Raw genomic sequence first — 20,026 nt, 5'->3', positions numbered from 1 at the left:
GCAAGGGTCGCACCAATTGTGTGCGCATTGTTAATCAGAGACTTATAGACGGTCGCACCGAAAATGCCGCGCACACCGCACCACGACAGTGCCGACGTCGCGTTAATGCCCCAAACCGGGGCACGGACTGCGGGCAATCGAGGCCGGACACGGTGGACCGGCCCACCGATGCCCCCTGCTATACTGCCGGAAAAGTCCTCACACCCTTCCCGCCGAAACCTACGGTAGTTACTTATGGAAAAGAATCCGGACAAGGGCTATGTCGCGCTCCTCGGCTGGAGCCTCAACGCCATCGAGGCTGCGGAGGATTTCGACCGCCGTTACGTCGTGGTCGCCCCCGACTGGGCCACGGACTACTGCGAGGAACACGGCATCCCCTACGTGCCGTGGAACTTCGAGCGCCTCAACGACCGCTCCATGGAGATCGCCCAGACGCTCCAGGAGATGGGCGTGGACGTGGCGATCCCGCTGTTCGAGGAGACGGTGGAGTGGGCCGGCGCGATCAATGCCGTGCTCATGGACAGCCCCCGGCTGCACGGCCAGGCCGTGCTCATGCGCGACAAGGCGCTGATGAAGCGCCGCGCGCAGCTCGGCGGCATTCGCGTGGGCATCTTCGAGGAGGCCCACGACAAGGAGGACGTCATCCGCTTCCTGCGCCGGGTCAACCAGACCCTGCTCAAGCTGGACGGCGACCCCAACGACCCGATCCACCTCAAGGCCTTCGACAAGGCGGGCTGCCTCGGCCACCGCGTGATCCGCACGCCGGACGAGGTCGACACCATCCCGGAAGAGGAATTCCCGGTGCTGATGGAGTCCCACCTGGACGGCTGGGAGTTCGCCGTCGAGGCGTGGATCCACAACGGCAAGATCGCCTTCCTCAACATCTCCGAGTACGTGACCCTGGGTTACTCGGTGTTCGTGCCCGCCACCCCGGAGCTGGAGAGCTGGCGGGCGCTGATCACCAAGGAGATCGAGAAGCTGATCAAGACCTTCGACATCGAGTTCGGTCAGATCCACCCGGAGTACTTCGTCACCTCCGACGGCACCATGTACTTCGGCGAGGTGGCCTACCGGCCGCCGGGCTTCAAGGTCTTCGAGCTGCTGGAGCGGGCCTACGGCTTCAACGCCTACCAGGCCTCGATCCTGGTGTTCGACCCCAAGACCACCGACGAGGAGGTCAAGGCGTTCTTCCCGAAGGAGGTGGTGGACGCCAAGTGCTACGCCGGCTGCTTCGGCGTGTACCCGCGCCGGCGCGTGGTCTCGCGCCTGGAGATCCCCGAGGAGACGGAGAACCATCCGTACTTCGAGTCCCACGAGCTCACGCCGCCGCTCGAGGAGACGGTGACCAAGCGCACCGCGTTCGGCACGCACTGGGGGCTCGTGTACTTCAAGGGCGACGACCCCTACGTCATGCGCGACCTGCTCAAGCACCAGGAAGAGCTGGACTTCTACGTCTGACAACGCGTGCGCATCACTACAGGACGACCATGCACGCGCATGGCAAGGAGGACGAGTGACGAACGGCTCCGGTGACACGCCGGCCGACGACGACCGGCTCGCCGCGCTGCTCGCGGACCTCGACGAGGCCATAGAGCGCCTCGCCGGGGCCCGCTCGTTCGCCCGGCCCGGGAAGCTCCCGCGGGTGTTCGATACCGCCCGGCGCGTGATGCTCCAGCCCGGCGGCTGCGCCGCCATCCAGGCACGGGCGCAGGCGCTGGAGGAGGCCGGCGTGTTCGCCGGCTCCGACTGGGCGGACCCGCAGATCCTCGTGCCGTCACTCGCCGCGCACTCGCTCAAGAGCGCGGACGCCAATGCGGTGGTGGTCGAATCACTGAGCGAGCTGCGCCTGCTCGCCGTCGCCCGCGGCGAATACCTCCATCCGCTGGTCTCCGCGGAGCAGGCGCATCACTACCTCACGCAGGTGCTCGCGCTCAACCTGGAGATGCTGTTCACCCCGCCGAGCGAGGCCGAGCGCACCACCCAGGGGCGGCTCGCACAGCTGCCGCGCAACCTGCTCCAGCACCTCGCCGCCGGCATCGGCTACGAGCACATCGTCGACCGGCTCATCGAGGAGATCTGGCGCATCCTCCAGCAGCGGCCCATCCAGGTGGACGCCGCCAAGCAGATGATCACCCAGATCGCCATCTGCCAGGTCGACCCCAACATCGAGCTCGGCGCCAGCGGTCAGGGCGCGGACCGGCTGGTGAGCAGCCTCTTCGGGCCGACCCAGGCCTGCCGCGAGGACCCGGGCGTCGAGGTCTACCGCGAGCGCCTCGCGGCCATGGACCCGAAGTCCCTGCAGGTCGAGGCCACGGCCTGCGCCCGGGCCATGCACGACACCGGGCTGGTCTCGCCGTATCACGCGGTGCTGCTGCGCCAGATCGTCGGCGAGGGCGACTACATCATCGCCGAGGCCCTGGGGCTGTCCGCCACCGGACGGGACTGCCTGCTGTGCTACCGCGAGCTGGTCCACGAACTGATCGACGCGGCGGTGCACCCGGCCACGCCCCAGGCGGTCTACGGCCTGGCCCTGGCACTGGAGCGCGGCATCTTCTACCAGCCGCCGGTGGCCCCGGCGCTGTGGCGCCAGCTCGCGCTGCCGCTGTCGCCGTGGTCCCGCGAGCGGCTGAACCTGTCGTTCGGCGAGGCCGTGACACCCGAGGCGCGGCTGCTGGAGGGCGTGCTGTGCGTGCTGGGGCTGCCGCTGGGTGTGGGCCAGGGCAACAACCCCACCTGCCAGTCGGCGCGGGCGCTGTCCATGTGGGCCTACAATGACCCGGACTACCTCCTGCAGATGGTGGCCTGGGCGGCACGGGACGACGAGATCGTCATGCACTTCGAGGGCCAGCCGATCTCCTCGCGGGAAAGCGCCTCCGGCGTCGCCACCGCCCTGCCCATGGACCTGGATCCGGTCTCGCTGCTGGTGGTGCCGCACCTCGACCACATCTACGCCGAGATGGGCCGGCGCTGCGCCGGACGCGAGGGGGATCCGCACCGCTGGGTGAACCCGGAGTTCCACGGCTGGTGGGCCGGGCGCGGCTTCCGTATCAACGTGGACGTCGCCACCGGCGGTCTGGTGGGGCTGGAGGAGTTCCTGCGCTACTTCTACGCCTGCTACCACCCCTACTACAACGGCAACCAGCCGATCATCCACCCGCAGCCCGCGGGCATCGCCGTGACCGACAGCGCGGCGCGCTTCATCGGCTGGCACGCCATCTCGCTGCTGCGCGCCGCCCTCGACCCGGGCGGGGTCATGCGCATGTACTTCTTCAACCCCAACAACGACAGCGGCCAGGACTGGGGCGACGGCGTGCGGGTCAGCACCTCGGGCAACGGCGAGTTCTTCGGCGAGGCGTCCCTGCCCTTCGACCAATTCGCCTCCCGGGTCTACATCTTCCATTACGACCCGCTGGAGGGCGGCGCCCCCGCGGACGTCCCGCCCTCGGAGCTGGACGCGGTGATCGGCTACATCCAGCGGAGCTGGGGCGCCGGGCGCATCAGCGACACCGGGTTGCAGGCGGACGCCGGCGTCGGCCCCTGGGCCTGAGCGCCCTCACCCGCTACTGCATGCCGGCGGGGCCTGACCGGCCCCGCCGGCAAAGGCCCGGACACGCCCCACCGCGGCCGGCGTGAGCGGACCCACGTCCACGGGCCGCACCGGACGGTACGACGCTCAGCGCCCGGCCCCGTAACCGCGGGCGGGCTCCACACCCTGCGCCAGCGCCTCGGCGCGGTGCAGCAGGCCGTAGTCGCCGCGGCCGGGGACGCGCTCCAGCACCGCGGCAAGGCCGGCGCGCGGGTCCGTGCCCGGCACCACCGGCAGGTCGAGCTCCACCCGCCGCACGTGCACGGCGAGCACCGCCATGATCGCGCCCTGGGTCTCCGCGGTGGCCTCGCTCAGGGCGAGGTCCTCCGCCAGGGCGTGGCGGTCGCCGTCACGGCGGTAGGCGATCTCGGCACGCTGGGCATAGAGCTCGGGCAGGAAACGCACGTTGCCCAGATACTCGACATCCGCCAGCGCCTGCTCCAGTACCTCGCCCGCCCGCTCCAGGCGGTCACAGCGCAGCAGGGCGTCGAGCAGCAGCCGGTAGACAGTGGTGCTCACCGAGTAGGCCACCTGGCGGATCTCCCCGGCGGTGCGCTCGATCAGGTCGATGCCCGCGGCATCGCCGGTGCGCGCCTGCACCCAGCCCGAGAGCGCCCAGCCCGCCCGCTGCCACAGCGCGTACTCCTGGGCGTTCGCGATGGCGAGGATACGCTCGGCATCCGCCTGTACTGCCTCCGGGTCGTCGCGGCACTGCGCCAGCAGGGCGCGGGCCGTCAGCGCGTAGGCCTGCCCGGGCAGGTGGTCCGCCCGCTCGGCGAGGCCGACCATCTCGTCGGCCAGTGCCAGGCCCCGATCGGGCTCACCCAGATGCCAGAGGATCACCGGCCCGAAGGACAGCCCGGAGAAGGCCGGATTATCGCCCAGCATCTCCATCAGCCGGGGATGGTCCTCGTCGCGGTAGAGGGCGCGGATATGCTCGATGCACTCCAGCGCCGTCTCCAGCTCGCCCAGGGAAAAGTGACCGCTGATTAGTGCGTTATAGCCTGCGATGCGCATGCAGCGATCGTCGCAGGCGTCGGCGAGGCGCAGCATCTCGCCGGCGAGGTACTGGGCCTCGCTGAAACCACTCTGGGAGCCGCTGGTCTGCCACTCGGCCCAGAGGACGAGGAAATGCCGCCGCGGATCGCTGCCGGAGCCGTGCAGCCCGCGGGCGCGCTGGAGGATCGCGTGGACGTCCCGGGAGCCGTTGCCCTCCCGTGCCAGCCGCGCCAGTCCCAGGCCGAGGAGGATGTTGACCAGACGGTCGCGCCGCTCCTCGCCCTCCGGCAGCGCCTCGGCCACGGCGAGGGCGTCGTTGAAGTGGTCCTCCGCCTCGCGATGGGCCGCGCGGGCGAGCATGCGGTAGCCCGCGTCGATGCGCCAGGGCAGCGATGCCCCGGCCTGCCCGGACTCCGCGAGGTGGTGCGCCATGACGCCCGGGTCGGTCTCGCCGACCCCGGGGAAGCGCTCCGCCAGAACCTCGGCGATGGCGGCGTGCGCGGCGCGGCGCTCGCCGTCCGGCTGGCTGGCGTACACCGCCTCGCGGATCAGCGGATGGCGGAAGCGGTGGCGCCCCGCCACCTCGTCCACATCCGGCTCGATCAGGCCGCACTCGCTGAGATGAAGCAGTCCGTCGTCGAGCTCGTCGCCGTCCAGGGTAGACACGGCGGCCAGCACCTCGCGCTCGAACACCCGGCCGAGGGTGGCCGCCAGCCGGGCGAGGCCGCGGGCCGGGCCCAGCGCCTCCAGGCGGGCGGCGAGCAGGTCCTGTAGCGTGGCGGGCACGGCGCCGTCCTCACCGGTCGCCACGTAGTGGCGTACGAGCTCCTCGATGAACAGCGGCACCCCGTTGCCGAGCTGGCGGATGCGCCGGCGCACGCCGCCGGGCATCTGCGGCGGTGCCAGGCTCTCGATCAGTCGCTCCCCCGCCGCCGGCGACAGGTGCCCGAGCTCCACGCGCGCCACCGGGTCCTCCTGCCGCCACGGATAGACCGTGCCCGGCCGCGCGGTGATCAGCAGCATCACCCGGCCCTGCGCGAACTCCCGGCGCAGGCGCCGGATCAGGATCACGGTGGTCGCGTCGCTCCAGTGGAGGTCCTCCAGCACGACCAGCACCGGGGTGCGGGCGGCGATGCCGCGGATCACCGCCATGAACCGCCCGATCAGCCGGTCGCGGCGGCGGGTCGCGCTGGCCACGCCGGCCGCGCCCGCGGGGGCGGCCTCGCTGTCGGCATACAGTCCGGGGCTCTCGGCGAGGAACGCGCGCATCTCCTCGCGCCAGTCCGGCTCGGGCTCGCCCTCGGCGTGTGCCGCGAGCTGGCCGCGCAGGGCCGCCGTCACCGGCGCCAGCGGCTGGCGCCGGGTCTCGGGATGGCTGCGGAGCCACAGCACGACACCGCCGCCGGCGTGGACCTCACCCGCCAGCGCCCCGGCCAGGCGGGTCTTGCCAAGTCCGGGCTCCGCCTCGACGGCAACGCTGCCGCCCCCGCCCTCGCACGCGCTGCTCCAGGCCCCGCGCAGGGCCTCCAGCTCCTCCTCGCGGCCGACCAGGGGCGAGAGACGGCCGAACCAGCGGTCCACCGAGACCCGGTCCATGAGCTGGCGGTCGCGGACCAGCCGGTGCAGGCCGGAGGCATCCGGCGCCGACTCCACGACGCTGAGGTCGAAGTACGGCTCGATGCGGGTGCGCACGTCGTCGGTGACCAGGCATCCCCCCTCCGGGGCGCGGCTGGCGAGGTCGAGCACGGCGTCGGAGAGCTCGCCGCAGGGGTCGGGCAGCTCCGGGCTGGCGTCCGTGATCAGCTGCCGGGCATCGACGGCGACGCGGACGCCGCCGCCCTCGAATGACTCGCCGGCGACGCGCCAGGCAGCGCGTACGGCCTGCAGGGTGGTGGCGTCCTTCGCTGCGGGAACGCCGAAGTAGATCATCATCCGCCCGCCGTGGGTATGCACCGCCAGGCCACCGTAGTGGCCGGCGATGGCCTTGACCGCACGGCTCGCCGCGGCGACATGAGCCGCCCGGGCCTCCGGGTCACCGTCCCCGCCGGGGCGGAAATGCACGCCCACTGCGGTCACCGGGCGGCGCTCCAGCGTGTTCTCGGGGGCGTCCTCGGCGGCGAGACGGTGCTGCTCGCGCCGGGCCCGGGCGCGCTCGCACAGCGCCACGGTCTCCGCGGCCGGGTCCACGTCCAGCTCCCGGCGCAGCAGCCCGGCGAGGTGATCGTACTGCGCGATCGCCTCATCGAAACGCTCGGCGCGCAGGAGTATGCCCATGAGCAGGCGGTGGGCCCGCTCGTCGAGGGGCTCGGCGGCCAGGTAGGCGCGCACCGGCTCGGCGGCCCGCTCCGGCGCGCCGGCGCCGGTAAGGCAGGCCACCAGCCGGTCGAGGGTGGCCGCGGCGGTCTCCCTCGCCGCCTCCCGCCAGCCGACCAGCCAGTCGAGCACCGGCGCGGGCAGCGCCTCCGCGGAGAATCCGGCCAGGAACGGACCGCGATAGCCCGTCACCGCCGCCTGCATGGCACCCAGCGCGGCACGGCAGGCGTGACTGCGGGGCGTTACCCCGCAACATGACGGCGGCGGATGCAGCGCCAGGGCGTCCACCTGCAACGCCGTATCGGAGTCGATCCGCACCGCGTCACGGCCGAGGTGCAGCACGTGGGCGTCGCCGAGCGCCGGAACGGCGAGGCGGCGGCGCAGCTGATAGAGTGTCTGGCGCAGGTTGTTGCGAGCGGCGGTATCGCCCAAATCCGGCCAGAACAGGGCGGCCAGCCGGCCACGCGGCACCGCCTCGTCACCCGCCATCGCCAGATAGGCGAGCAGCGCGCCGGCCTTGGTGCCCTCGAGCCCGGTCACGACGGTGTCGGCGACGCGCACCTCCATCGGCCCGAGCAGCCGCAGCGACAGCCCGGTCATGGCATTGTTCTTACGTTCTTCTGGCATGTCAGTGCCCATTGCGTACCGGCCATGGGCCGGTGCCCGCCTCGCCCCCTGTCACTGCCGCATCTACCCCCTTTGCCGCACGCTGCCCGTTCCGGGCCCCGTGACGGATCAACCGTTTATCCTAGCAGAGGCAACGCCGCGCGCACGCCCGCCGCGGTGCGCTATTCTGGGCGCCCGCGACCTGCGACGGGGATGGCATGGACTTCCGCACGCTCGAGACCTTCGTTTGGATCGCCCGGCTGGGCAGCTTCCGGGCCGCGGCCCAGCGACTCTACGCCTCCCAGCCCTCGGTCTCCTCGCGGATCGCCAACCTGGAGCGCACCCTCGGCGTGAGCCTGTTCGACCGTGCCGGCCGCCGGGTCACGCTGACCGCCCGCGGGCGGGACATGCTCGCCTATGCCGAGCAGCTGCTCGCGCTGCGCAGCGAGATGCTCAACGCCGTCGCCGACCCCAGCGCGATCCAGGGCAGCATCCGCCTCGGGGTGGTGGAGACCATCGTCTACACCTGGCTGCCGCGGCTCATCGAGCGCGTCAACGAGGCCTATCCCGCCCTCAGCCTGGAGCTGGACGTGGACACCTCGGTGAACCTGGCCGAGAAGCTCACCGCCCACGACCTGGACATCGCCTTCCTCATGGGCCCGGTGAACCAGCCGGATATCACCAGCCGCACGCTCTCGCGCTACCCCCTGGAGTGGGTCGCGAGCCCGGCGCTGGCGCTGCCCGGCGAGCCGGTCTCGCTGGAGGAGCTGGCCCGCTGGCCGATCATCACCTACCCCCGTCTGAGCCAGCCCCACCTGGCGCTGCAGCGTCTCCTCGGCCAGGCCGGCGCACGCATGCGCATCCACGCGAGCTCGTCGCTGGCGACGATCATCCGCATGACCGTGGACGGTATCGGAGTGAGCGCCCTGCCCCCGGAGATCATCGCCGCGGAGATCGAGCGCGGTGCCCTGCGCCGCTTCCGGGCCGAGGTCCAACCCCCGCCGCTGCTCTTCCACGTCTGCCATGCCAACACGCCGGAGTTCACCGTGGCCCGTGCGGTGGCCGATCTGGCGGTGCGGATCGCCGCGGATCCCGCCCCTGATCGAGAATCCTGATCAATCTTGATCCGAAATATCGATTGGACCTGATAGCCGATGTCACCTAACTGTATTGGGTAACACCCGCGACACATCGGCGACGACATGAACGAACACGGCACCCCCGCCGGCGGGAGCGCCCTTGCGGTGCGCCAGGCGGCACGGGCAGGCACCCTGGCCGGGCAGACCGCCGGCCTCGCCCCGGGCTTCGTGCAGGTGAACCTGGTGATCCTCCCGGAGGCGGATGCGGCGGCGTTCCTGCGCTTCTGCACCGCTAACCCGCGCCCGTGTCCGCTGCTCGCCGTCTCCGAGCCCGGCGAGCGCGGCTGTGCCCGCCTCGGTGCGGACCTGGACATCGCCCGGGACGTCCCGCGCTACCGGGTCTTCCGCGACGGCGCACTGAGCGACGAGCCCACCGACGTGGCCGGGCTCTGGCGCGACGACCTGGTCACCTTCGCCCTGGGCTGCTCGTTCACCTTCGAGCACGCCCTGCTCGCTGACGGCATCCCGCTGCGCCACGTGGCCGAGGGCCGTAACGTGGCCATGTACCGCAGCAGCATCGAGCTCGCCCCGGCCGGCCCGTTCGGCGGCGCCATGGTGGTGTCCATGCGGCCGCTCGCCCCGGCGCACGCGATCCGTGCGGTACAGATCTGCACCCGCTACCCCCAGGTCCACGGCGCGCCGCTGCACCTCGGCGACCCGGCGGCCATCGGCATCGACGACCTGGCCCGCCCCGACTACGGCGAGGCGGTCACCGTCGCCGACGGCGAGCTGCCGGTGTTCTGGGCCTGCGGCGTCACCCCGCAACGCGCCCTCGAGCGCGCCGGACTGCCCTTCGCGATCACCCACAGCCCCGGCCACATGCTGGTCACCGACATCCGGGATCACGAACTGGCCCTCATGTAGGCCGGGAATAACGAGCCATGACGAGGAGCAACGACATGAAGAAACGACTCATCGGCACGGCCGCGGCCGCCGCGCTGCTCGCCGGCGCTGCCCAGGCCCAGGACCTGCCCGCCACCGAGTTCGCCTACGTCGGCAGCTGGTCGAGCCTGTCGCTGTACCAGAACTTCGAGAAGCCGTTCTGGGGCGAACACCTCTCCGAGGCCTCCGACGGCCAGGTGACCGCCGAGGTCACGACCTTCGACCAGATGGGGCTCAAGGGCGGCGAGGTCTTCAAGCTGCTCTCCCAGGGCGTGTTCGACGTGGGCTCGACGGTGGGCGATTACACCGTCTCCAATGCCCCGGAGCTCGCCGGCATGGACATCCCCATGATGGCCCCGGACGTGGCTACCGCGAAGAAGATCGTCGACGCCTACAAGCCGGTGCTCGACGACATCCTCTCGGACAGCTTCGGCGGCGCCAAGCTCATCGCGGCGGTGCCCTATCCCTCCCAGGTCGTGTTCTGTAATGCCGACATCAGCGGCCTCGCGGACCTCAAGGGCAAGAAGATCCGGGCCAGCGGCCGGACCACCGCGCAGTTCCTCGACGCCATCGGCGCCGAGGGCGTGACCCTGGCCTTCAGCGAGGTGCCCGGGGCGCTGGAGCGCGGCGTGATCGACTGCGCCGTCACCGGCTCGCTGTCCGGCTACAGCGCCGGCTGGTACGAGGTCGCCACCCACCTCTATCCCCTGCCCGTGGGCGGCTGGGACTACGTGATCACCGCCATGAACGGCGACAAGTGGGACAGCCTCTCCCCCGAGGTGCAGGACTGGCTGATGGACGAGGTGCACCGGAACTACGAGCAGCCGGTGTGGGACTCCGCCGTGGACGAGACCAAGGAGGGCGTCGCCTGCCTGACCGGACACGGCGAGTGCAGCCGCGGCGAGCCCGGGGACATGGTGCTAGTCGAGGCCACCCAGGAGGACTTCGACTTCGCCCGCCGCAAGCTCGAGGAGGATGTCCTCCCCGCGTGGGCCGGCAGCGTGGACGCCGAGGCAGTGAAGCGCTGGAACGAGACCATCGGCAAGGTCACCGGGCTGACCGCCAAGGCCGAGTAACCCACCCCCGCAGGCCGGGCCGCCGACGCGCGGCCCGGCCGGACAGAGGCCGCCCCGATGGAGCGCATTGCCCGAACCCTGGACTGCCTGATCACCGGCATGGACGTCGTGTCGCTGTGGCTGGCGCGGCTCGGCGGGTTGCTGATCCTCGCCACGGTGGCGATGGTGACCCTCGAGATCCTCTCACGCGGGCTGCTCGGCGAGTCGCTCGGCGCCTCCACCGAGCTGTCCGGCTACGTGCTCGCCATCTCGGCGAGCTGGTCGTTCGCGCACTCGCTGCTGCGCAAGGCGCACATCCGCATCGACGTGCTCTACGTGCTCATGCCGCGCCCGGTGCGCGCCGTGCTCGACCTGCTGGCGCTGGCGATGCTGGCGCTGTTCTGCGTGTTCGTCGTCGGGGCGGTCACCGGCGTCGCCGGCAATTCCTTCGCGGACAACGCGCTGGCCAACACCCCGCTGCAGACCCCGCTGTGGGTCCCCCAGGGCCTGTGGGCCGGCGGACTTATCTGGTTCAGCCTGGTGGTGGCAGTGCTGCTGCTGCGCGTGCTCGTCGCCCTGATCGCCCGCGACCCGGCCGGCGCCCAGCGCGTGGCCGGCAGCGCGACTCTGGACGAGCAGATCGAGGCCGAGGGAGGTGAGGCATGATCGGTATCGCCCTGCTCGTGCTGCTCACGCTGCTGGTGCTCAGCATCCCGGTCGCGGCGACGCTGATCGCGCTGGCGCTGTTCCTGGACGAATTCTTCTCGGCCTTCCCGCTGCACCGCGCCATGGGCGAGGTGCTGTGGTCGGCGTCGGACAGCTTCCTGCTCATCGCCATCCCGCTGTTCATCCTCCTCGGCGAGGTGCTGGTGCGCACCGGCGTGGCACGCAAGACCTACGAGGCGCTGGAGGCGTGGCTGTCGTGGCTGCCCGGCGGGCTGCTGCACGCCAATATCGGCACCGCCACGCTGTTCTCGGCGACCTCCGGCTCCAGCGTCGCCACCGCCGCGACCATCGGCACCGTGGCCATGCCCCAGGCCCCGCGGCTCGGCTACGACGAGCGGCTGTTCGCCGGCTCCATCGCCGCCGGCGGGACCCTCGGGATCATGATCCCGCCGTCGATCAACCTCATCGTCTACGGCTTCCTCACCGAGACCTCCATTCCGCGGCTGTTCGCCGCGGGCCTGCTGCCCGGTCTCGCGCTGGCGACCCTGTTCATCGCTGGCACCGCGATCCTGTGCACGCTGCGCCCGGGCCTCGGCGGGCCGAGGCGCCATCACAGCTGGCGCCAGCGCTTCACCGGCCTGCGCCACCTGGTGCCGGTGCTCACGCTGTTCGCGCTGGTGGTGGGCTCGATCTACGCCGGCTGGGCGACGCCCACCGAGGCGGCCGCGCTGGGTGTGGTCGGCGCGCTGGTCATCGCCGCACTGATGCGGCGGCTGAGCGTGGGCGTGATCGTCGAGGCCATCGACGGGACCATGCGGACGACCGGCATGATCATGCTGATCATCATCTCGTCGTACTTCCTCAACTTCGTGCTCGCCTCTGCGGGCGTCACCGACGATATCAAGTCACTGATCGCCACCGCCGGCCTGGGCCCCTACGGCACGCTGCTGCTGGTGATCGGGCTGTACCTGGTGCTCGGCTTCTTCGTCGAGACGCTGTCGCTGATGGTGATCACCATCCCCATCGTCGCGCCGATCATCGTCGCCCAGGGCTTCGACCCGGTGTGGTTCGGCGTGCTGCTGATCCTGCTCATCGAGATGGCGCTGATCACGCCGCCGGTGGGCCTGAACCTCTACGTCGTGCAGGGCGTGCGCGGGCGCGGCTCGCTCAACGAGGTCATGCTCGGGGCCATCCCCTACGTGGCGTTCATGCTGATCATGGCCGCGGTGCTCATCCTCGTGCCGCAGCTCGCCCTCTTCCTCCCCGCTGTGCTCAACTGACAACGGAGACCACCATGCTGAGCTTCACCCTCGACGACGGCAGCGCCGTCGACGTCGGGATCAACCAGTTCGTCATCGCCGGCTGGGCCGGCCGCGACGCCGACGCCATCCAGGAGCACATCGAAGAGCTCCGCGCCATCGGCGTCACGCCGCCGTCGAGCACGCCGCTGTTCTACCGGGTCGGGGCCAACCTCGCCACCACCGACACCGAGGTGCAGATGCTCGGCGAGCACACCAGCGGCGAGATCGAGGTGCTGCTCATCGGCACCCCCGAGGGCACCTGCGTGGGTGTCGGCTCGGACCACACTGACCGCGAGGCCGAGACCTGGTCGGTGGCCCATTCCAAGCAGGTCTGCCCCAAGCCGGTGGCCCCGCGGCTGTGGCGCCTGAGCGACGTCCTGCCCCACTGGGACCAGCTGCGGCTGGCCTCCCACGCGGTGATGGACGGCGACCGCGTGAGTTACCAGGAGGGCCCGGTGGCCGGGCTGCTCACGCCCTCGGCGCTGCTGGAGCGCTTCGGCCGGCCGGAGGCCAGCCTGCCGGTGGGCACGGCCATGCTCTGCGGTACCCTGCCGGTGGCGGGCGGCCCGCGGCCGGCCGCACGCTTCGAGATGGCGCTGATCGACCCGGTGCTCGGCCGGCGCATCGAGCACGCCTACAGCATCCACACCCTGCCGGTTATGGCCTGAGGAGATGACGCCGTGAGCGACCAGACCCGCCCCGTGGAAGAGACCCTCGCCGCGCTGCGGCGCCGCGAGACCCGCGCCGGAACCCTCCTGGAGGGCTGCCTGGAGCGCGTCGGCGACGACGCACGCGCCTACACCACGGTGTTCACCGAGACCGCGCGCGCCCAGGCCGCCGCCTGCGACTGCCTGCTCGACGCCGGCCTGCCCGCCGGCACCCTGGCCGGTCTGCCGGTGTCGGTGAAGGCGCTGTTCGACGTCGCCGGCGCCGTCACCCATGCCGGCTCGCGGGTGCTCGCCGACGCCGTCCCGGCCACCGCGGACGCCACCGCCGTGGCCCGGCTGCGGGCCGCGGGCGCGGTGCTCACCGGCCACACCAACATGACCGAGTTCGCCTATTCCGGGCTCGGCCTCAACCCGCACTACGAGACCCCGGCCAACCCGGCGGACCCGGCGCGTATCCCCGGCGGCTCCAGCTCCGGCGGCGCGGTCTCCGTCGCCCGCGGCATGGCCGCCGCGGCGCTGGGCTCGGACACCGGCGGCTCGGTGCGCATCCCCGCGGCGTTCTGCGGGCTCACGGGGTTCAAGCCCTCTCAGCACCGCGTGCCCCTGACCGGGGCGCTGCCGCTGTCCCACAGCCTCGACTCGGTCGGCCCGATCGCGCCCCGGGTCGCGGACTGCGCGCTCCTGGACGCGGTGCTCGCCGGAGAGACGGAGACGGCCTTCACCCCGGAGGCGGTCGCGGGCCTGCGCCTGGCGGTGCCGGACCGCTACCTCACCGCAGACATGGACGCCACCGTGACCGCGGCGTTCGAGCGCGCCGTGGCGGCGCTGGAAGGGGCCGGCGCCCGGGTGACCACCGTCGCCATGCCGGAGCTCGACGAGCTCGGCGAGCTCCTCGCCGGCGGCGGCTTCACCGCGGCGGAGAGTTACTGGTTCCACCGCGACCTGCTCGCGGAGGCCGGCGACGCCTACGACCCCCGCGTGAGCAGCCGCATCCAGCGGGGTGCCGACATCTCCGCGGCGGACTACCTCGACCTCCTCACCGCCCGCCGGCGCCAGGTCGCGCGCATGGACGCCCGCATCGCCGCCTTCGACGCGGTGCTCGCGCCCACGGTGCCGGTGGTGCCGCCACGCTTCGACGCGCTGGAGGACGACGACGCCTACGCCCGCACCAACCTGCTCGTGCTGCGCAACCCCACGGTGGGCAACCTGCTGGACCTCTGCGGGATCAGCCTGCCGTGCCACGCGGCCGGCGAGCTGCCGGTGGGGCTGATGCTGCTCGGGCGCAACGGCGACGACCGCCGCCTGCTCGCCCGGGCCGCCGGCGTGGAGGCGGTGCTGGACGACGTCCGCCGATGAGCACCGGGGTACCGGGAGTGGCGCCGGGTGGACGCGACACCGCCGGCGAGGCACCGCAATGCTGCTGACCGGACTGGTGAAGATGATCACCACCGCGGTGGTGATCATCGCCGTGACGCTGTCCGTCGCCCGGCTGGGGCCGCGCCTCGGCGGGGTGATCGCCGGCACCCCCATCGTGCTCGGCCCGGCGTTCTTCTTCCTCGGCCTGGAACGGCCGCCGTCCTTCCTCGCCGACGCCGCCGTCGCGACCCTGCACGCGCTCACCGCCACGCTGGTGTTCCTGGTCGCCTACGTCCTCGCCGCCGCCCGGCTCGGCCCGGTGGCCAGCCTGGCGACGGCGGTGGCGGCCTGGGTGGCCGCCGCGGCGGCGTTCGCGACGATCCCCGGGGGCTGGGTCGTGGGGCTGGCGGCGTACGCCGCGCTGTTCGCCCTCGCCGCGGCCATCCGCCGGCGCCTGGATCTGCCGCGCCCCCGGGTCCGCGCACCCACGCGACGGCTCGACCTCCTGGTACGCGGGCTCGCCGGCGGCGTTCTGGTGGGCGTGGTCACGACGGTGGCGGCGGAGGCCGGGCCGCGGGTGGCCGGCACGCTCACCGGCTTCCCGGTGGGGTTCACGATGATCTCGCTGACCCTGCACCAGCGTTTCGGCCCGGCGGTCGCGCGCGCGACCCTCGCCACCGCCCAGGGCGGGATGCTCAGCCTGGTCGCCTTCGCCTCGGTGGAGGCCGCAACGGCGCCAGTGGCCGGCGGCATGGGCGCCTTCGCGCTGGCATTCGCCGCGTCGGTGACCGTGAGCATGGCGCTCCTCGCCGCCGGCCACCGCGCCGAACGGCGCCGATCCGGCACGTCCGGATAGCCTACGGCATGCTCGCGATAAACGTATCGAGGCTGTCGCGCAGCATGCCTTCGTCCATGTGGCGTGCGATCACGACGAACCGGCTGCGCCGGTCATCATCCGGCCAGGCCGGGAGCGATACGACCGGGTGAAAGGTGTGCTGGACCGTGTGCACCACCAGCGGTCCATCCTCGCCGGTGACGTTGACGACACCCTTGAGGCGCAGCAGATCCGTTCCCCGGAAGGAGACCAGCGCCCCGAGCCAGGAGAACAGCACCTCCCGCCGTACCGGCTCGTCCAGGGTCAGGCAGGCGGCCCTGATGGCGTGGTCATGGCGGTTGACGTCGTGGTGATGATTCTCGTGTCCGAGTCCGTCGTCACAGGCGTTCCCCAGCCACGCCCGGATATCGGCGCCGTCACGACCCGGGGCGCCGGGTGCGTTCGGAAGCAGCCTTTCCGCGGCCACCTCGCCGTGTTCCACCGGTAACAGCCGCGCGGTCGGGTTCAGCCGGCGCACACGTGCCTCCAGGCGCCCCACGACGCCCCCATCGGCGATGTCCCGCTTGGTGAGGAGAACACGATCGGCGACCGCGACCTGGTTCAGCGCCTCATCCTGTCGGTCCAACGTGGCATCGCCGTTGACGGCGTCCACCGCGGTAACGACCCCGGCGGGATAGAACAGCCGTGCCAGGCCGCCGTCGTTGAGCAGTGTATGGATGATGGGGGCGGGGTCGGCGAGGCCGGTGGTCTCGAGCACGACACGATCGAACCAGGTCCGCCCGGCCCGGGCGTAACGCCAAACCGCCTCACGCAGTGTCCTGACGAGATCGCCCCGTATGGTGCAGCACAGGCAGCCACTCGACATCTCCACGGTCACGCCCGTGTCGCTGTACGCCACCAGCTGGTGGTCGATACCGATCTCCCCGAACTCGTTGATGAGGACGAGTGCGCGCTGCATCGCCGCCTGGCGGACGAGGTGGTTCAACACCGTCGTCTTGCCGCTGCCGAGGAACCCGCTCAGTATCGTCACGGGGATTCGGGTATCGCCCGGTCCGCTCATAGCGCGGAGTCCGCCGTTTCGCCGTCCTCCCCATCCGCCGGGGAAAGGCCGGCGAACCACTCCGGAAAAGGGTCGTACAGGTCCGGGGCCCGCCGGTCGAGGTCACCGATCTCACGGTCGCTCATAAGCGCCTCGTCGAGGCGGGACTCGATCGCCGCGGGGTCGAGGTTCTGGCCGATGAACACCAGCTCCTGACGGCGGTCGCCATAGTCCCCGGCGAAGCCCTCGTGGATCGCGAGCCGGGACTCCGGGTCCCGGGGCCAGTACGCCTGCGGCGTCGCGGACCACCAGTACCCGGCAGGACCGTGGCGCATGATGCCGCCGGCCTGGGACCACAGGCCGGCCATGTCCCAACGCGAGCCGAGCCAGAAGAACCCTTTCACCCGCAATACGTCACCCGGCCAGCCGTCGCTCAGTACCTGCGCCAGGCGGTGTGGATGGAAGGGCCGGCGGCGGCGGTAGGTGAAGCTGGCGATGCCGTATTCCTCCGTCTCCGGAACGTGCTCGCCGCGCATCTCCGCAAGCCAGCCTGGGGCCGTGGCCGCACGCTCGAAATCGAAACGCCCGGTTCCCAGGACCCGGTCGACGGGGACACGGCCATGGACGGCGTGGACGATCTCGGCGTGGCGGTTGAGCTGTCCCAGTACGTGCTCCAGCCGGCGCCTCTCCTCCGTGGCTATCAGGTCGACCTTGTTGATCACCAGCACATCGGCGAACTCGACCTGGTCGATGAGCAGGTCGGAGACCGTGCGATCGTCCCCTTCGCCCATCGACTCGCCGCGCTCCTCCAGGCCCTGGGCCCGTTCCAGGTCCACGGGGAAGGCCGCCGCATCCACCACCGTCACCATGGTGTCGAGACGGGCGACGTCCGAGAGGCTCGCGCCGTGCTCATCCGCGAAGGTGAAGGTCTCGGCCACCGGCATCGGCTCGGAGATGCCGGTCGACTCGATGACGAGATAGTCGAAATGCCCGGCCCGGGCAAGCCGGCCGACCTCGACGAGCAGATCCTCGCGCAACGTGCAGCAGATGCACCCGTTCGTCATCTCGACCATGCGCGCATCCGTGCGGTTGAGCTGGACCTCCCGGCTGGTGAGCGCGGCGTCGATGTTGATCTCGGACATGTCGTTGACGATCACGGCCACACGCCGGCCGTCGCGGTTGTGCAGGAGGTGGCTGAGCAGTGTGGTCTTGCCCGCTCCCAGGAACCCCGAGAGCACGGTAACCGGCAGGCGGCCGTCAGCGGGGGGATCGATGGCTGTCATGATGTTCTTCCGTTCCCGGCCCGCGGTGGCCGGCCCCGGCACGGCGGGTGCGGGGCTGCCGCCGCAGGAGAGTGAATGACACAATTGTTATGTTATATAATAACTAAAATTCCGCAAGCATGTCCGCCCCGGAACCGGGTGTGGGCAGTAACCTGACGAGGGACGAGAGCAACCAATGACGGGCAACCTTCCGGACGTCGCCACACAAGCCGCCGACGAGCACGCCCAGCCCCTGGACTGGGTCGGCATGGAGAATATCGCCCTACCGATCACCCTGCAGGAGCCCGACGGCCTCGCCACCAGCCCCTGCCGTGTCGATATCGGCGTGGACCTCCCGGGCGGCAAGGGCGCGGTCAAGGGCATCCACATGTCGCGTCTCTACCGGATGCTCGAGCGGTTCAGCGCCTCGCCGCTGACCCCGGACTCGCTGACCGCCGTGCTGACGGAGGCCGTGGCGAGTCACCGGGACTGCGAGACCCGTTCGGCGGAATGTACGCTCCGGTTTCCGTTCATGCTGCGACGCCCGGCCCTGGTCAGCGAAGGCCCGGGGGGCTGGCACAGCTACCCGGTCCGGATCCGGGCCCGGCGGGCCGCCGGGGCCGGCCACACCGAGCTGACACTGGCCGTGGAGCTGACCTACTCGTCGACATGCCCCTGCTCGGCCGCGCTGTCACGCCGCGCCCTGGCCGAGGCATTCGCCGACCGATTCCGCGGTACGGATGCGGTATCGGTCGACACGGTAACGAAATGGCTGGAGAAGCACGGTACCCTGGCGGTCCCCCACAGCCAGCGCAGCCTCGCGTGTGTCACCGTGCACCCCGACCCGGCGGCACACGCCCTGGGCCTCGTGACACTGATCGACGCCGTGGAACGGACACTTCACACCCCTGTGCAGACCATGGTGAAACGCCGGGACGAACAGGCGTTCGCCCGTCGCAATGGCGATCAGCCGATGTACGTGGAGGACGCCGGCCGCCTTCTCGCCCGGACACTCTCGCCCCGGTATCCCGGAGTGGCGATCAAGGTGCGCCACCTGGAGAGCCTGCATGCCCACGATGCGGTCGCGACGGTGGACCCGGACGCGGCTGCCGCCGCTGGGTGGTCCCGCGGAGGGACAGGGGAGATATCGCGCGGGTAACAGTGCCGGCCCGGGGGCCGGCACCGGGGGGCGTCGCCGCTCAGCCGCCGCCGGGCTGGCGGGTGCCACTGGCGAATCCGCGGGCCTTGAAGATCCAGGCACCGCCCTCGCCGCCGCGGTCGTTGGAGACGATGTAGACGTCCCTGCCGTCCGGGCTGATCGCGAGGCTGGTGGAGTGCAGGAACCGGCCCTCGTCGTGCCCCGGGAGCAGGATCTGGCCGATCGGGATACCGACGTCGTTGAACACCAGCACCCGCGCCTGTCCGTACATGGAGACGTAGACGTTGCCGTCCGTGTCGGTGCGCATGGAATCCGGACAGCAGCCGGTGAAATGGTAGGGCACGGCGGTGCCGAACGGCGCCACGGTGGTCGGCCCCTTCATCTCCAGGCGGTGCAGCCGGCCGGCGCTGAACTCGGTGGCCCACAGCTTCTCGCCGTCCGGCCCGAGGGCGACACCGTTGGCGATGGCCATGTTCGGCAGCACCGGGGTGATATCGCCGCCGTCCGGGGAGACGTAGTAGACGCCGCCCACGGGCTCGGTCGAAGTGCCCTGGAAGTCGGTGAAGTAGAAGCCCCCATCGTCGTCGAAGACCAGGTCGTCCGGCAGGTAGCCGGCGGAGGCGGGCACCACGGTCTGCATGTCGCTGCCGTCCGGGGCGACGGAGACGATACGCCCGGTGTCCCTGAAGTTGCCCAGGCCCGCGATGTAGATACGCCCGTCATCGCCCACGGCGAGTCCGGCGGAGCCGAGGTCGTTCTTCCCGACCAGCGTCTCCAGCTCGCGCTCGGGGCTCAGGCGGAAGACGCGACCGCCGAAGACCTCCACGAACAGGAGGTTGCCGTCGGCGTCGAAGACCGGCCCCTCCAGCTGCAGCGGCTCGTCGGAGACCTTGAACCAGCGCTTGGCGACGATGGTCTGCAGGTCCTGCTCCGCCGGCGGTATCGGGATCGGGGAACGGATATCCGCGGTATAGGCGAGGGCCTGCACGCCGTCGTCCGCGGCGGACGATACCGCCGGTGTCGCCGTGAGCGCGGCGGCAAGGGCCACCGCAGCGGCGGCTGCCGCTCTCGGGAACGTGCCGATCATTGCTCTTTCCTCCTCGTTGGTGCCGGCCGGGATGGCCGGCGATGCCCTGCCGGCCCCGGGGCGGATCCGCCCC

At 71.2% G+C, this 20,026-nt stretch carries 15 protein-coding genes; 11 read left to right on the top strand and 4 right to left on the bottom strand.

All coding sequences use genetic code 11. The features are described from left to right. Nucleotides 1-234: 234 nt before the first annotated feature. Nucleotides 235-1,458 (top strand): acetyl-CoA carboxylase biotin carboxylase subunit family protein, encoded by a 1,224-nt coding sequence (locus ACEZHJ_RS09220; protein WP_018717565.1) that lies wholly within the window; start codon nt 235-237, stop codon nt 1,456-1,458. A gap of 55 nt (nt 1,459-1,513) precedes the next feature. After that, nucleotides 1,514-3,547 carry a hypothetical protein gene (locus tag ACEZHJ_RS09215; RefSeq protein ID WP_163139325.1) on the top strand — a complete coding sequence of 678 codons (2,034 nt, stop codon included), beginning with the start codon at nt 1,514-1,516 and terminating at the stop codon, nt 3,545-3,547. 126 nt (nt 3,548-3,673) lie between these two features. Here ACEZHJ_RS09215 and ACEZHJ_RS09210 read toward each other — a convergent pair whose 3' ends face one another. Further along, the gene (locus ACEZHJ_RS09210) at nt 3,674-7,525 is read right to left on the bottom strand and encodes an AAA family ATPase (protein WP_163139326.1); all 3,852 of its coding nucleotides are present in this window, start codon (nt 7,523-7,525) and stop codon (nt 3,674-3,676) included. 197 nt (nt 7,526-7,722) lie between these two features. Between ACEZHJ_RS09210 and ACEZHJ_RS09205 the strand changes: the two genes are divergently transcribed. From ACEZHJ_RS09205 to ACEZHJ_RS09170, 8 genes are all read left to right on the top strand, one after another. Next, nucleotides 7,723-8,619, top strand: a complete 897-nt coding sequence (locus ACEZHJ_RS09205; protein WP_163139327.1) for a LysR family transcriptional regulator — start codon at nt 7,723-7,725, stop codon at nt 8,617-8,619. Between the two features lie 87 nt (nt 8,620-8,706). After that, nucleotides 8,707-9,507 (top strand): putative hydro-lyase, encoded by an 801-nt coding sequence (locus tag ACEZHJ_RS09200; protein WP_018717561.1) that lies wholly within the window; start codon nt 8,707-8,709, stop codon nt 9,505-9,507. Between the two features lie 35 nt (nt 9,508-9,542). Beyond that, a complete protein-coding gene (locus ACEZHJ_RS09195) occupies nt 9,543-10,601 on the top strand; it encodes a TRAP transporter substrate-binding protein (protein WP_018717560.1) in 1,059 nt (352 codons plus the stop codon). 57 nt (nt 10,602-10,658) lie between these two features. Next, nucleotides 10,659-11,246, top strand: coding sequence for a TRAP transporter small permease subunit (locus ACEZHJ_RS09190; protein WP_018717559.1), 588 nt, complete (start codon nt 10,659-10,661; stop codon nt 11,244-11,246). Continuing rightward, nucleotides 11,243-12,526 carry a TRAP transporter large permease gene (locus ACEZHJ_RS09185; protein WP_018717558.1) on the top strand — a complete coding sequence of 428 codons (1,284 nt, stop codon included), beginning with the start codon at nt 11,243-11,245 and terminating at the stop codon, nt 12,524-12,526. Before ACEZHJ_RS09190 ends, ACEZHJ_RS09185 begins: the two co-directional genes overlap by 4 nt. A gap of 14 nt (nt 12,527-12,540) precedes the next feature. Then, the gene (locus ACEZHJ_RS09180) at nt 12,541-13,215 is read left to right on the top strand and encodes a DUF2848 domain-containing protein (protein ID WP_018717557.1); all 675 of its coding nucleotides are present in this window, start codon (nt 12,541-12,543) and stop codon (nt 13,213-13,215) included. 12 nt (nt 13,216-13,227) lie between these two features. Beyond that, nucleotides 13,228-14,571, top strand: coding sequence for an amidase (locus ACEZHJ_RS09175; protein ID WP_163139328.1), 1,344 nt, complete (start codon nt 13,228-13,230; stop codon nt 14,569-14,571). Between the two features lie 58 nt (nt 14,572-14,629). Further along, nucleotides 14,630-15,427 carry a hypothetical protein gene (locus tag ACEZHJ_RS09170; RefSeq protein WP_018717555.1) on the top strand — a complete coding sequence of 266 codons (798 nt, stop codon included), beginning with the start codon at nt 14,630-14,632 and terminating at the stop codon, nt 15,425-15,427. A 1-nt stretch (nt 15,428) separates the two neighbouring features. Here the strand turns inward: ACEZHJ_RS09170 and ACEZHJ_RS09165 are convergent, their stop codons facing one another. Both ACEZHJ_RS09165 and zigA read right to left on the bottom strand, forming a co-directional pair. Beyond that, the gene (locus ACEZHJ_RS09165; RefSeq protein WP_163139329.1) at nt 15,429-16,466 is read right to left on the bottom strand and encodes a GTP-binding protein; all 1,038 of its coding nucleotides are present in this window, start codon (nt 16,464-16,466) and stop codon (nt 15,429-15,431) included. Next, the gene (gene zigA / locus ACEZHJ_RS09160) at nt 16,463-17,728 is read right to left on the bottom strand and encodes a zinc metallochaperone GTPase ZigA (protein ID WP_163139330.1); all 1,266 of its coding nucleotides are present in this window, start codon (nt 17,726-17,728) and stop codon (nt 16,463-16,465) included. The genes ACEZHJ_RS09165 and zigA overlap by 4 nt, the downstream gene beginning before the upstream one ends. Nucleotides 17,729-17,903: 175 nt before the next feature. Between zigA and folE2 the strand changes: the two genes are divergently transcribed. Next, nucleotides 17,904-18,866 carry a GTP cyclohydrolase FolE2 gene (folE2, locus tag ACEZHJ_RS09155; RefSeq protein WP_163139331.1) on the top strand — a complete coding sequence of 321 codons (963 nt, stop codon included), beginning with the start codon at nt 17,904-17,906 and terminating at the stop codon, nt 18,864-18,866. A gap of 40 nt (nt 18,867-18,906) precedes the next feature. Here folE2 and ACEZHJ_RS09150 read toward each other — a convergent pair whose 3' ends face one another. After that, nucleotides 18,907-19,953 (bottom strand): SMP-30/gluconolactonase/LRE family protein, encoded by a 1,047-nt coding sequence (locus tag ACEZHJ_RS09150; protein WP_205599766.1) that lies wholly within the window; start codon nt 19,951-19,953, stop codon nt 18,907-18,909. Nucleotides 19,954-20,026: the final 73 nt, after the last annotated feature.

It is taken from the genome of Arhodomonas sp. KWT2 (genome assembly GCF_041949875.1).
GTDB lineage: Bacteria > Pseudomonadota > Gammaproteobacteria > Nitrococcales > Nitrococcaceae > Arhodomonas > Arhodomonas aquaeolei.
The sequence above is the reverse complement of the archived record's forward strand: the minus strand, read 5'-3'. Positions and strand labels throughout refer to the sequence as shown.

Coding starts and splice junctions, on each gene's coding strand:
- ACEZHJ_RS09185 (WP_018717558.1), top strand. CDS start 11,243: ATGATCGGTATCGCCCTGCTCGTGCTGCTCACGCTGCTGGTGCTCAGC.
- ACEZHJ_RS09200 (WP_018717561.1), top strand. CDS start 8,707: ATGAACGAACACGGCACCCCCGCCGGCGGGAGCGCCCTTGCGGTGCGC.
- ACEZHJ_RS09220 (WP_018717565.1), top strand. CDS start 235: ATGGAAAAGAATCCGGACAAGGGCTATGTCGCGCTCCTCGGCTGGAGC.
- ACEZHJ_RS09180 (WP_018717557.1), top strand. CDS start 12,541: ATGCTGAGCTTCACCCTCGACGACGGCAGCGCCGTCGACGTCGGGATC.
- ACEZHJ_RS09205 (WP_163139327.1), top strand. CDS start 7,723: ATGGACTTCCGCACGCTCGAGACCTTCGTTTGGATCGCCCGGCTGGGC.
- ACEZHJ_RS09170 (WP_018717555.1), top strand. CDS start 14,630: ATGCTGCTGACCGGACTGGTGAAGATGATCACCACCGCGGTGGTGATC.
- ACEZHJ_RS09165 (WP_163139329.1), bottom strand. CDS start 16,466: ATGAGCGGACCGGGCGATACCCGAATCCCCGTGACGATACTGAGCGGG.
- ACEZHJ_RS09195 (WP_018717560.1), top strand. CDS start 9,543: ATGAAGAAACGACTCATCGGCACGGCCGCGGCCGCCGCGCTGCTCGCC.
- ACEZHJ_RS09150 (WP_205599766.1), bottom strand. CDS start 19,953: ATGATCGGCACGTTCCCGAGAGCGGCAGCCGCCGCTGCGGTGGCCCTT.
- zigA (WP_163139330.1), bottom strand. CDS start 17,728: ATGACAGCCATCGATCCCCCCGCTGACGGCCGCCTGCCGGTTACCGTG.
- folE2 (WP_163139331.1), top strand. CDS start 17,904: ATGACGGGCAACCTTCCGGACGTCGCCACACAAGCCGCCGACGAGCAC.
- ACEZHJ_RS09210 (WP_163139326.1), bottom strand. CDS start 7,525: ATGCCAGAAGAACGTAAGAACAATGCCATGACCGGGCTGTCGCTGCGG.
- ACEZHJ_RS09190 (WP_018717559.1), top strand. CDS start 10,659: ATGGAGCGCATTGCCCGAACCCTGGACTGCCTGATCACCGGCATGGAC.